The organism is Leisingera sp. JC1 (assembly GCF_001679925.1).
GTDB lineage: Bacteria > Pseudomonadota > Alphaproteobacteria > Rhodobacterales > Rhodobacteraceae > Leisingera.
The window spans coordinates 110,475-123,213 of record NZ_LYUZ01000024.1 but is presented as its reverse complement, the minus strand read 5'-3'; the positions used below and the strand labels follow the sequence as shown (position 1 = coordinate 123,213).

Here is a 12,739-nt window from a genome sequence, read left to right as displayed (position 1 = left end):
GGGCGGCGGCACCGCCCCCGCCCTGCCCGGCCCCAGTGCCGAAGACATGGCTGGCGCCAGCGAACTGACCCCCGAAGAACAGCAGGAGATGATCCGCGGCATGGTCACCCGCTTGTCCGACCGGCTGGCAACCGAAGGCGGCAGCGCCGAGGAATGGGCCCGCCTGATCGGCGCCCTGTCAGTGCTTGGCGAAACTGAGCGCGCCCGCACCGTCTATGACGAGGCCCGCAGCGCCTTTGAGTCCGACGCAGAGGCTCTGGCGCTCTTGGAAACCATCGCCGCCCAGGCAGGACTGACAGAATGATCCACGACGCTTTCGAAGATTTCGCCGCCGCCCTGCCGCCGATGAGCGCGCTGATGGGGCTGGACCTGGGCACCAAGACCATTGGCGTAGCCGTCTCCGACCGCATCGGCGCTGTGGCGACACCCCTGGAAACCGTGAAGCGCAAGAAGTTCTCGGCAGACGCCGCGCGCCTGCTGGAAATCATCAAAGCCCGCGATATCAGCGGCATCCTCCTCGGCCTGCCCCGCAACATGGACGGGTCTGAGGGCCCCCGCTGCCAATCCACCCGCGCCTTTGCCCGCAATCTGGGCCAGCTCACCGATCTGCCAATCTCCTTCTGGGACGAACGCCTCAGCACTGTGGCGGCAGAAAAAGCGCTTCTTGAAGCAGATACGACACGCAAACGCCGCGCAGAGGTTATCGACCACGTTGCGGCCTCCTATATCTTGCAAGGCGCATTGGATCGGATGCGGCATTTGAAGAACGGGTGACTGATGACTGACGACGTTTGGAAACGGGACGAGATCCAGTCCCCCTGCATCAAGATCTGCGTCGTCCACCCCGAGGCCCGCATCTGCACCGGCTGTTACCGCTCCATCGACGAAATCCGCGACTGGTCGAAAATGACCAACGAGGAGCGCGCAGGCATCATGAACGACCTCCCCGCCCGCGCCAGCAAACTGGTCAAGCGCCGCGGCGGCCGCAGCGCAAGGTTAAAGCGCAGCTAAGCATGCCGCTCAAAAGTGGGAACCGGTTTTGAGCTTCCCGGGCATGCCTTATCAAAAAGTCAATGCGGCGCGCGGTGAGGTAACCGCTTGTCAATCATGCGGAATAAGCACTGACCCAATGTTTCGCGCGCGAAACATTGGGGTAGGATTGCTGACCTATTGAAGCGAGGCTGGTTGCCGCCATTTCTCTCATTCAGATCAGGCAGTTAACAACTTTCGCCGGAACGAGAAAATTTCCACCCAACAATCATGGAATGAATTGACAGCATACGCCCGCCCCCCCCCAATAGGTTGCCGTCAGTTATCAAAAAAGGATTTGAGCAATGGGCTGGATTGTCTGTGGTGGTGGAGTTGGTTTGTTCATGTACGGACGTAAGACTGGAAGCAATTGGAAACTGGTTGCGGGCGTTCTGGTAGCGGCTCTGGGACTGGCTATTGCACTGCTTCGCGCCTATGTAAATGGCGTGAATAGCGGCGCCCTCTAAGCCTCGTTCACTCCACTTCTGAGCAAAAATAGGCAGCGTCTCTTCCGAGAAAACTGACTTTTGACGCTCAGCGGAAGTCCGGCGGTCTCCTCGAGCGAACAGCCACACAGGACATACCAAACCGCCGGGCCTCCTACCCCTCCGCCAGCCACCCTTTGGTCCAATCCGCCAGCTCCGGGCGGAAATAGGCAATCATCCGTCCCTCTTCCGGCGCGCTTGCCCCCTCGCTCCAGGGCGCAACCCCATGCAGGCACAGCCGATGCATCAGATAGGACTCGCCGGGCTTGGCGTGCACTGTGATCCGCGGGCAGGTCTCAAACACCTCTGCGCGGGCGGCGGTATAGGCATCGGTCACATCCACATCCGCCCAGCCTTCCTTCGGCACCCCCTCGAATGCGGCGGCAAAGGCGCGGCGCATGATCCTGTGGCTGCCTTCCCAGATCACCAGCGGCGCGGCATCGGGGCTGCTGTCATTCAGCGGGATGCCCAGCACCCAGGCATGCGGCTCCTCCACTTTGCGGCGGCGGTGCTCGCCATACATCTTCACCCCGTCCACATGCGCCGCGTCGCGTTTGACGCGGTAGCGGAAGGCGGCCTCGCCCTCACCAGGGCGCGGGCGCGGATAACCGGGAAAGACCGAGGACACCTGCGCCCGGTGCAGATCCGGAATCGGCCCGATGTGATGCATGATGAAATCGACAGGGGCACCCGCCAGCGGCGGCCCGTCCGGCAAACGCCCGGCGGCATCATTGGGCAGCGCATCGACGCCGATGAACCAGGTCCGCTCGCACTGGAACCACTCCGCACAGGCCGGGTCGTCCAGAGACCGGATGCCGTGACGCAACGCATCCGCCGCCCAGGCGGCGACCTGCGGGTCATGGGCAAAGCGCACCCAGCCCCTGTCCTGTAACTGTTCGAACTGCTCATTCATTGTCTTAGTACCCGAAAGCCTTGCGCAGCATATTGAGCGCCACCAGCACCAGAAATGCGCCAAACACCCGCTTCAGCGGTTTCGGGTCCATCGCATGGGCCAGTTTGACGCCGTAAGGCGCGGTGATCAGTGTCATCGCAATCACGATAAAAAACGCCACCAGGTTAACTGCTCCGATGGTGAAAGGCGGCCGCGCGGCCGGGTCCACCTCCAGCAGCAGGAACCCCGCAACTGAGGGCACCGCAATGATCACGCCAAATCCGGCAGCGGTCGCCACCGCCCGGTGCACCCCCACCCCGTGCAGGGTCATCAGCGGAACGCCAAAGCTGCCGCCGCCAATCCCCATCAGCACAGACAGGAACCCAACCGCAGGCGACAGCACCATACGCCTGGCCCCTTTGGGCATTTCCTCGGCCAGCCGCCACTCGGACCTACCCAGCCCCAGATAGCAGCCGATCACCAGCGCCAGCCCGCCAAAGACGCCTTGCAGCACGGTAGAGCGCAGGGCAGAAGCAGCCAGCACGCCCACAACGGCACCCAACGCAATGCCAATCCCCCAAGTGCGCAGGATTTCCCAATCCACCGCGCCTTTCTTGTTGTGGCTCATGACAGAGCGCAGTGAGGTCACGATGATTGTCGCAAGCGAGGTTGCGAGGCAGATCTGCATCAGCTGGTCGCCGCCATAGCCAAGGGTCTGGAAGGCATAGAAAAAGGCCGGCACCAGCACGATGCCGCCGCCAACGCCCAGAAGGCCGGCCAGCACGCCAGCAAAGGCGCCGATCACAACCAGCAGAGCCGCCATCTGCATCAGCAGCACGGGTTCTGGCAACAAAGCAGCGGTCAAGGCAGGATCAGTCATGCAGGGCACCTCGGGCTTTTGCGTCTGCGGCAAAGGGTTAGCCGCCGCAGCCCGCTTGCACAAGACACTCGCGCGTGAGGCGCCGCGTCACGCCGCCGCGCGGCTTTCCACCTGCGCCAGGGCTTCCATCACCAGGTCAGGCCCGGCCCCGGCCCTGCAAGCGCCTTCGGACAGCATCCGCCGCCACTGCCGCGCCCCCGGCTTGCCCGCAAACAGCCCCAGCATATGCCGGGTGATCTGGTTCAGCTTGGCACCTTCGGTCAGCCGCGCCTCGATATAGGGCAGCATCTGCCGCACCGCTTCGCCCGCATCGCTCAACGCGCCGGTGCCGTAGATCTCCGGGTCGGCCGCACACAGCACATCGGCAGGCTGGTGATAAGCCGCCCGGCCCACCATCACCCCGTCGAGGCCGCGGTCCAGATGTGTCTTGGCCTCCGCCAGCGTGGCAATGCCGCCGTTGATCGAGACATGCAGGTCCGGAAACGCCGCTTTCATCCGGTGCACCAGATCATAATCCAGCGGCGGGATGTCCCGGTTCTCCTTGGGCGACAGCCCCTGCAGCCAGGCCTTGCGCGCGTGGATCGTCACCCGCTGGCAGCCCGCGGCGCGGATCTTTTCCAGGAAGTCAGGCAGCACCTGTTCCGGCTCCTGTTCATCGACGCCGATGCGGCATTTGACAGTGACTTCCACATCCACCGCCTCACGCATCGCCGCGACGCAATCGGCCACCAGCTCCGGCGTTTGCATCAGCACGGCACCAAAGGCACCGGATTGCACCCGGTCGCTGGGACAGCCGCAGTTGAGGTTGATCTCGTCATAGCCTGCCTCCGCGCCCAGCCGGGCGGCTTCTGCCAATTCCTGCGGATCGGAACCGCCCAATTGCAGCGCCACCGGGTGCTCTTGCGGATTAAACTCCAGCAAATGCAGCGCCCCGCCGCGCACCAGCGCCGGCGCCGTCACCATCTCGGTATACAGCAGCGTCTGACGGCTCAGCAGCCGGTGCAGATAGCGGCAATGCCGGTCGGTCCAGTCCATCATCGGCGCAACGGAAAGTCGCGCTGCTTGATGAAGTTTTTTCATCGATTTTTCAGACACTTACGCATTACTCCGAGAGAGTCAAGCCCTGATTTAGCACATAAAGCCAAGGTTTATTAGCCACTATATCTAGTAGGGACAACTGAAGTTGTTCCGAAATGCCCGGTGTTGTTCCGCCTGTCGGTCCAATAAGGAATGGGACAGAGAATGTGCTTCTGATACCGGATCAGGCACCGCCGGCCGTTCTCTTCTCACGTTGGGGAACAGGTTCAAGCACCAAAGCTGCAGAACACACCAGTCATTAACTGAAGATACAGCGATCAGTCTTCAGGCTGCCAAACCAGTTCGGCAGGCACTTCTCTCCCAGCTTCCGAAAACAACTTCTCCCAAAACGCATTCAATATTTCGCCAACGGGGTGACCGTTGTTTATGGTCCTGCGTACAAACACGTCATCGTCATAAATCGGCCCAGGAAAGCTCTCCCAGTAGCCCTTGCTTATTGCCAAGAGCAGTCCGGAAGCCCCAGAAACCCCCATCTCCACGGTGTACTTTTCACCATACCCAAGGCTTTCCGCAGTCCTAAGAATACTGCTAATAGCCCTTGGGTACTTTCGCATTACCGCACCAGTTGGAATGAAACGTTTAGGTTCCTCGTCGTCTTCAGGTGTAGTTGTTAGGTTAGCGTAGTACGCGTCCACCCCCCAGATTTCTCTATTTTTTAAGAGTTGCGTGAAACCCAAGAAGTCGCCATCTCGAGCAATGCAGTGCGAAATCGCACCCCACTTATTCCGTGATCTACTGCACCCTCCTTCAGACAACAGCGGCCAAAGATCGCTGGTGGCATCGTAAGCTTCGCGAGAGGTGAGCTCCGGCAGTACACGATGGGGTATACAGCGGAAATAAATCAGGCCCGGTTCGTTGCAGTATGCGTCGTTTCGAACATAAGGACTGCGTTCAGGGACGATGACTTCACTAGGCGACCAATACGCACCGCGCCGATTGACGCTAGGTGTTTCAACGTGATGGAGACCGTGTGCAGATGAACGCTGATTCAAATACAACTTCAAGATACCGGTAAGTTGGCTTGCCAGTTTTTTCTGTTCAGACGCAATCGCGTCTGTGTCAGCGCCGGGTTCAAGACAATACTTCACCGGGTGACGGCGCGTTCGCAGATCGAAAGGCAGTTCGTGCGCTTCGCCGTAATGCGTGTTCATAACTTTCAAAACTGCTTCGTCACCGACTTTCCCGTAGGTATACCCTAGCTCGATAGCAACATTGCTGTTGATGTGCTTCTTGTCGCCCTGCCCTCTACCGACCAATGACACATCGGCTACAACCACGGTTGATGAAGCTATTTTTTCAAGGATAACGCGAACTATATCGGGCGACCCCAAGACACCTTGGGTGTCTTGGTCAACCTCAATTTCCCCACGCTCCGCTTCTGCGACCTCCAGTTCATCGCTCAGTTTGCCGATGGCACGGATCAAAGCCCCATAGATGAAATCTTTGTTTGTTTTGCGGGGAGCATCCATCTGCCAAGAATAGAAAACCTTCACTAAAAATGCCCCTTTAGAGTTTGTGCTTTTCGACACTTAGCCACCCGACGCTGCTTGGCAACACCGAAGTAGCACCCCCCGTTCAGAACCATCGCGCAATCTCTTTTTCGAGCTTGGACCGCTTGGTTCAGTTTCCGGCTCCGGCTGCTTGGAACAACATTTGGAACAACACGAAATAACAACTTCGTCCAACCTATTGAATTAAAGATACTAATTTCGGAGGCGGGTCCAGTCCATCATGGGCGCCACGGAAAGGCGCGCAGCCTGGTGCAGGGGGGCAAAATCTTTCATGCCGCGCCATATAGGCCCTGCGCCGCCCTCTGCCAAGCCGATCTGCTTCGGAGCCGCCTTCGCGTGAGGACGGGCGGCCGGAGACAGGGGGCGGGATCAAGCAAAACCGCCGCGGGCCCCCGCCCGATGGCGGGGATACGGCTGTTATGCTTGAGGCCGGCGGCTGGCTCTGGCAGGCAGGGATCATGTAAAGGCGGGTTCGACGCAGCTATCTGCTTTGGTGAACCCTGAGCGCCCTTCCCTTGCACCCTTAGTCTAGCCTGCCAAGGATGGCAGGTAGAGCACAATTCCCGGGAACGCGACCAGCAGGGCAATTGTCACTGCATAGGCAATGAAGAACGGCGTCACGCCGCGGAACACGTCCTGCACACTCAGGTCAGGGCGCACGCCTGCCACGACGAAACAGTTCAAGCCGATCGGCGGGGKGATCAGGCAGAACTCGGCCATTTTCACCACCAGGATGCCGAACCAGATCGCGCACATGGTGCCGCTCATGCCGAATGCGCTGTCCGCCGCGGCCACGTTCTCGCCGCCATTCAACGCCATCACCGCCGGGTAGACCACCGGCAGGGTCAGCAAGAGCATCCCGATGGCGTCCATGAACATGCCCAGTACCGCGTAGGCCAGCAGGATGCAGATCAGGATCAGCATCGGGCTCAGGGTCAGCGAGGTGATCCATTCCGAAAACGCCCCAGGCAGATCCGCAAAGCCGAGGAAGCGCACATAGATCAAAACACCCCAGATGATGGTGAAGATCATCACGGTGAGCTTGGCGGTCTCCAAGAGCGCCGACTTCAGCTCCGCCCATTTCATCCCCTCCTTCAGCGCATAGAGGAACACGATGAAGGCGCCGATGGCACCGCCTTCGGTCGGGGTGCCCCAAGCATCGCCGCCAAAGGGGTTGTAGACAAAGCAGATGATGATCACGACCACCAGAACGATGGGCAGCGCACCCGGTAGCGCCGCGAACCGCTGGCCCCAGGTGAAGCCCTTGACCGGCGGGCCGACGGATTTGAAGACCACCGCGATGCCAACGATCAGCAGGCCATAGATCACCGCCGAAAAGGCGCCCGGGATGAAACCTGCCAGCAGCAGCTTGCCCACATCCTGTTCAACGATAATGGCGTAGATCACCAGAATGGCCGAGGGCGGGATCAGCGAGGCCAGGGTGCCGCCCGCTGCCACCACGCCCGCGGCAAAGCGCTTGTCATAGCCGATCTCCAGCATCTCCGGAATGGCGATGCGGGCAAAGACGGCTGAGGTGGCCACGGAGGCCCCCGACACCGCGGCAAACCCCGCGGTGGCAAAGACGGTAGACACCGCCAGCCCGCCCGGCAGCCAGGCGATCCAGCGTTTGGCGGCGGTGAACAGCGCGCGGGTCAGGCCTGCGTAATAGGCGAGGTAGCCGATCAGGATGAAGGTCGGGATGAGGCTCAGCGCCTGGCTGGAGACCTTGGAATGCGGCACTTGGCCCGCGGTCTTGACGGCGATGGTCAGCGCCTTGCCGAACCGGGCCGGATCATAGCCGAACTTGGCCCAGAAGATCCAGATGAGGCCCGCAAGCCCCGCCATGCCGGCCGCAAAGGCCACCCGCATGCCCAGCACCACCATCGCCAGCAGGCCGCCCGTGACCCACAGGCCGATTTCAATCGGTTCCATCTGCCTTACCCCTGCCCGCTGCCATTTGCGTCATGGCCTTGCATCTGATCCGCCTCAGCCGCCGCCTGCTCTGCCGCGCTCTGGATCAGCGGCACCGCCACAGGCGCCTCCAGCCCCAGCACCAGCGCCCGCCCGTAGCCCCAGACCTGCAACAGCAGCCGCAGGGCCAGCACCGCAAAGGCCACCGGCGCCAGCAGCTTGGCGGGCCAGATCGGCAGGCCGATATCGATGGAGCTGTCGCGGCTCCACAGCGGTGCAGCAAAGTCGAAGGAGCGCAGGAAATGCGACCAGCTGCCCCAGACCAACGCCAGCATCAGCAAGAGGATCAGCACAACCGAGACCAGCTCGAACAGCCACAGCGCCCGTCCCCTCAGGGCGCCGATGAAGATGTCCATGCGGATATGGCCGCCCTGCCGCTGCACATAGGCTATGCCCATGAAGGCAATCAGCGGCATGATCTGCTCAATCCAGTCGACATATCCGGGCAAGGGCGCATTGGCCGCATTACGCCCGCCGACCGAGACCACCGCCAGGATCATCAGGGAGAACACCGCCAGCCCGCTCAGCAGCGCCAGCAGCTGCTCTGCCTTCAGCAATCCCCGGTCCAGCCTGCTGATCAGGCTGCCATCCTCCAGCACCGCCGCGCTGCCTGCCATGCCCTGCCCCATTATTTCCGCATCGTCAAAGACAGAAGGGGCCGGTGCAGCCCTGCCCGGCCCCTTCCAGTTCTGTCAGCCTCAGCTGCCAGAGCGCACGTCGCTCAGGGTTTTCTGCACCAGGTCATAGAGCTCCTGCGCCGGCAATCCTTGCGCACTCATGTCCTCGATCCACTTGGCGCGGATCGGGTCGGCTGCCACTTTGCGGAACTCGGCCAGCTGGTCGTCGGAGATCATCACCTTCTCGACACCCTTCTCAGCCAGAACGCCGTCCCATTTGGTCAGCAGTGCGCCGTAGTTCTCCAGGTAATGGGCAATCGCCTCCTCGACCGAGCTGTCCAATGCCTCACGCTCGGCGTCGCTCAGGGCATCATAGGCATCGGTGTTCACCACCACCGGACAGTTCACGGTTCCGGGGTTCAGGTTGGCAGTCCACCAGTCGGCTTTGTTGATGGTGCCAAAGCTGAGGTGCGCGTGCTGGGCAAAGGCGACGGTGTCGACAACACCGGATTCCATCGCGTTATAGGCCTCTGTCGCGGTCACCGATGTCGGCACAGCGCCGACGGCGGAGAACGCCTGGCCGATGCCGCCGGTGGCGCGCACCCGCATGTCCTTGAACTCGGCCAGCTCATCGCGCGGTTCACCGGTGCCGACGATATTGTACTGCGGCATCGGCGAGGTCATCAGCAGCTTGGCATTCCAGCGCGCCAGATCCGCCTGCACCGCCGGATGGGCATAGACCGCATGGCTGACCGCCACTTCCTCCTCCAGCGTGTTCACCCCCAGGAACGGCAGTTCCAGCACGGTGATGGTCGGGTTCTTGTCGCGGTGGTAACCGGCGCAGAATTGCGCCATCTCAAAGGCACCGATGGAGATGCCGTCAAGGTTTTCCTTATTCTTGCTGAGGCCGCCATAGCTGATGTTCAGGGTGAACTCGCCACCGGTCTTCTCGGAGACCAGCTCCGCCAGCTTCTCCACATGCTCGGTAAAGGCGCGGCGCTTGCCCCACAGGGACACATTCCACTCGGTGGCCGCAGCCTCCCCGGCGATGGCAAAACCCGCAGCAGCCGCCACGGCGGCAGTCAGAAATCTGTTCATGATGTAACTCTCCCGAATTGCGCCCTTGTGGCTGCCGGGAAAAGGAATTCCGGCTTGGACGCTTGGCAGTCAGGCTAGCGGCAGGGATGCGCCCTGCCAAGCCCCCCGGCGGCCAAGGTGACGCAGCGACTCGCGCGTGCCTTGCATCCCGTAAATTTACTGCGGCGGCACAATATGCCGCAGGCGCAGAACCGGCAGGGGCTGCGGCAGGATGCCGCCATTGGGCCGGGGCAGCAGAATGAGAGCGCAAACGCCATCGGCAAAGATTTACAGGAAAAGGTATAGAAACAAGCAGCAGTATGCCCCCGCATGCAAATTTATTTGCAAACCATGCAATCAGCTTGAAATTCATTTACAGATAAATCCTTTGATACCGGCATTTTATTCACAAATTTTCAAACTGCGGTATTATCTGGCGCCAGGAGGAAACGGTTTGACAGCCACGGCACAGCGTTGTCGTTTGTCTTGCCAATAAAATTCTGGGAGGAAACCGAATGAACGCGCTGCACGCAGACGCTGTCTATCCGCCGTCCGACGAAACCGTTGCCCGGGCGCATGTGAATGCCGCCAAGTATCAGGAGATGTACGAGACCTCGCTGTCCGATCCCGAAGGGTTCTGGGGTGAACAGGGCAAGCGCATCGACTGGATCAAGCCCTTCACCCAGGTGAAGGACGTGAACTACAACTTCGGCAATGTTTCGATCAACTGGTACGCGGACGGCACCCTGAACGTTTCCGCCAACTGCATCGACCGCCACCTGGAGACCCGCGGCGACCAGACCGCGATCATCTGGGAGCCGGACAGCCCCGAGGATGAGGCCCAGCATATCTCCTACAAGGAGCTGCACCGCCGCACCTGCCGGATGGCCAATATTCTGGAATCCATGGGCGTGCGCAAGGGCGACCGGGTGGTGATCTACCTGCCGATGATTCCCGAAGCGGCCTATGCCATGCTGGCTTGCGCCCGCATCGGCGCCATCCATTCCATCGTCTTTGCCGGCTTCTCCCCCGACGCGCTGGCCGCGCGGATCAACGGCTGCGACGCCAAGGTTCTGATCACCGCGGATGAGGCGCCGCGCGGCGGCCGCAACACACCGCTGAAATCCAACGCCGACGCGGCCCTGCTGCACACCAAAGACACGGTGAAATGCCTGGTGGTCAAACGCACCGGCGGCCAGACTACCTGGGTCGACGGACGCGACCACGATTACAACGAGATGGCGCTGGAAGCGGATGACTACTGCGCACCCGCCGAGATGAACGCCGAAGACCCGCTGTTCATCCTCTACACCTCCGGCTCCACCGGCCAGCCCAAGGGCGTGGTGCACACCACCGGCGGCTACCTGACCTATGCCGCGATGACCCATGAAATCACCTTTGATTATCACGACGGCGACATCTACTGGTGCACCGCGGACGTGGGCTGGGTGACCGGCCACAGCTACATCGTCTACGGGCCGCTGGCCAATGGCGCCACCACGCTGATGTTCGAAGGCGTGCCGACCTACCCAGATGCCTCCCGCTTCTGGCAGGTCTGCGAAAAGCACAAGGTGAACCAGTTTTACACCGCCCCCACCGCGATCCGCGCGCTGATGGGCCAAGGGCCTGAGTTCGTCGAGAAATGCGACCTGTCCGCCCTCAAGGTTCTGGGCACCGTGGGCGAGCCGATCAACCCGGAAGCCTGGACCTGGTACAACGAGGTTGTCGGCAAGGGCAAATGCCCGATCGTCGACACCTGGTGGCAGACAGAGACCGGCGGCCACCTGATGACCCCGCTGCCGGGCGCCCACGCAATGAAGCCGGGCGCGGCGATGAAACCCTTCTTCGGCATCCAGCCGGTGGTTCTGGACCCGCAGTCCGGCGTTGAAATCGAAGGCAACGGCGTCGAAGGCGTCCTGTGCATCAAGGACAGCTGGCCGGGCCAGATGCGCACCGTCTGGGGCGACCATGAGCGGTTCGAGAAAACCTATTTCTCCGACTACAAAGGCTATTACTTCACCGGCGACGGCTGCCGCCGCGACGAGGATGGCGATTACTGGATCACCGGCCGCGTCGACGACGTGATCAACGTCTCCGGCCACCGCATGGGCACCGCCGAGGTCGAAAGCGCGCTGGTGGCCCACGCCGCCGTGGCCGAGGCCGCCGTTGTCGGCTACCCGCATGAGATCAAAGGCCAGGGCATTTACTGCTACGTGACCCTGATGAACGACCGGGAGCCGTCCGAGGAGCTGCGCAAGGAGCTGCGCCAGTGGGTCCGCACCGAGATCGGCCCGATTGCCTCCCCCGACGTGATCCAATGGGCGCCGGGCCTGCCGAAAACCCGCTCCGGCAAGATCATGCGCCGCATCCTGCGCAAGATCGCCGAGAATGATTTCGGCTCACTGGGCGACACCTCAACCCTCGCCGATCCGTCGGTGGTCGAGGACCTGATCGAAAACCGTGCAAACAAGGGGTGATTGACCGATGAATATGGCAGTTATGACCCGCCCCGCCGTTCTGATCCTGCTGGGGCCTCCGGGCGCCGGCAAGGGCACCCAGGCTCGGATGCTGGAGGAAAAATTCGGCTATGTGCAGCTCTCGACCGGCGACCTGCTGCGTGAGGCGGTTGCCGCCGGCACGCCTGCGGGCCTTGCCGCCAAGGCGGTGATGGAAGCTGGCCAGCTGGTCAGCGACGAGATCGTGATCAACATCCTGCGCGACCGGCTGGCAAAGCCGGATTGCGCAAAGGGCGTGATCCTCGACGGCTTCCCCCGCACCACCGTTCAGGCCGAGGCGCTGGACGGTCTGCTGGCGGAAACGAACCAGAAGATCAACGCGGCGATCAGCCTGGAGGTGGACGACGCCGCAATGGTTGACCGGATCTCCGGCCGTTACACCTGCGGCGGCTGCGGCGAGGGCTATCACGACAGCTTCAAGCAGCCTGCCGAGGCGGGCAAATGCGACAAATGCGGCGGCACCGAAATGAAGCGCCGCGCTGATGACAACGCGGAAACCGTTGCCAGCCGGCTGGAGGCCTATCACGCGCAGACCGCGCCGCTGATTGCTTACTACGGCGGCAAGGACGTTCTGAAGACCACAGATGCCATGGGCGGTATCGACGACATCGCCCGGGACATGGCGGCCATCGTGACCGAGGCCACCAGCTAACAACCAAGAAA

General features: G+C 61.6%; 12 protein-coding genes. 5 read left to right on the top strand and 7 right to left on the bottom strand.

What is annotated here, in order from left to right:
- The 3 genes from A9D60_RS04245 to A9D60_RS04235 all read left to right on the top strand — a co-directional run.
- Positions 1-304, top strand: a 304-nt coding sequence (locus A9D60_RS04245; RefSeq protein WP_368072340.1) for a tetratricopeptide repeat protein, incomplete at its 5' end; no start/stop codon positions are given.
- Entirely contained in the window at positions 301-774 is a 474-nt protein-coding gene (gene ruvX / locus A9D60_RS04240) for a Holliday junction resolvase RuvX (protein WP_065266451.1), read from the top strand. The genes A9D60_RS04245 and ruvX, both read left to right, overlap by 4 nt.
- A gap of 3 nt (positions 775-777) precedes the next feature.
- The gene (locus tag A9D60_RS04235) at positions 778-1,011 is read left to right on the top strand and encodes a DUF1289 domain-containing protein (protein ID WP_065266450.1); all 234 of its coding nucleotides are present in this window, start codon (positions 778-780) and stop codon (positions 1,009-1,011) included.
- A gap of 618 nt (positions 1,012-1,629) precedes the next feature.
- Here the strand turns inward: A9D60_RS04235 and A9D60_RS04230 are convergent.
- The 7 genes from A9D60_RS04230 to A9D60_RS04200 form a co-directional block, all read right to left on the bottom strand.
- Positions 1,630-2,427, bottom strand: a complete 798-nt coding sequence (locus A9D60_RS04230; protein ID WP_065266449.1) for a hypothetical protein — start codon at positions 2,425-2,427, stop codon at positions 1,630-1,632.
- Positions 2,428-2,431: 4 nt separating this feature from the next.
- A complete protein-coding gene (locus A9D60_RS04225; protein ID WP_065266448.1) occupies positions 2,432-3,286 on the bottom strand; it encodes a sulfite exporter TauE/SafE family protein in 855 nt (284 codons plus the stop codon).
- An 87-nt stretch (positions 3,287-3,373) separates the two neighbouring features.
- Positions 3,374-4,366, bottom strand: a complete 993-nt coding sequence (dusA, locus tag A9D60_RS04220; RefSeq protein ID WP_065266447.1) for a tRNA dihydrouridine(20/20a) synthase DusA — start codon at positions 4,364-4,366, stop codon at positions 3,374-3,376.
- A gap of 275 nt (positions 4,367-4,641) precedes the next feature.
- Positions 4,642-5,877 (bottom strand): hypothetical protein, encoded by a 1,236-nt coding sequence (locus tag A9D60_RS04215; RefSeq protein WP_141117811.1) that lies wholly within the window; start codon positions 5,875-5,877, stop codon positions 4,642-4,644.
- 546 nt (positions 5,878-6,423) lie between these two features.
- Positions 6,424-7,827: a TRAP transporter large permease gene (locus tag A9D60_RS04210; protein ID WP_065266445.1), complete on the bottom strand. Its 1,404-nt coding sequence runs from the start codon at positions 7,825-7,827 to the stop codon at positions 6,424-6,426.
- A gap of 5 nt (positions 7,828-7,832) precedes the next feature.
- Positions 7,833-8,483, bottom strand: coding sequence for a TRAP transporter small permease subunit (locus A9D60_RS04205; RefSeq protein WP_065266463.1), 651 nt, complete (start codon positions 8,481-8,483; stop codon positions 7,833-7,835).
- A gap of 81 nt (positions 8,484-8,564) precedes the next feature.
- Entirely contained in the window at positions 8,565-9,581 is a 1,017-nt protein-coding gene (locus A9D60_RS04200) for a C4-dicarboxylate TRAP transporter substrate-binding protein (RefSeq protein WP_065266444.1), read from the bottom strand.
- Between the two features lie 494 nt (positions 9,582-10,075).
- On the opposite strand from A9D60_RS04200, the gene acs reads away from it, so the two are divergent.
- Both acs and A9D60_RS04190 read left to right on the top strand, forming a co-directional pair.
- The gene (acs, locus tag A9D60_RS04195; RefSeq protein WP_065266443.1) at positions 10,076-12,037 is read left to right on the top strand and encodes an acetate--CoA ligase; all 1,962 of its coding nucleotides are present in this window, start codon (positions 10,076-10,078) and stop codon (positions 12,035-12,037) included.
- A 7-nt stretch (positions 12,038-12,044) separates the two neighbouring features.
- Positions 12,045-12,728: an adenylate kinase gene (locus A9D60_RS04190; RefSeq protein WP_065266442.1), complete on the top strand. Its 684-nt coding sequence runs from the start codon at positions 12,045-12,047 to the stop codon at positions 12,726-12,728.
- Positions 12,729-12,739: the final 11 nt, after the last annotated feature.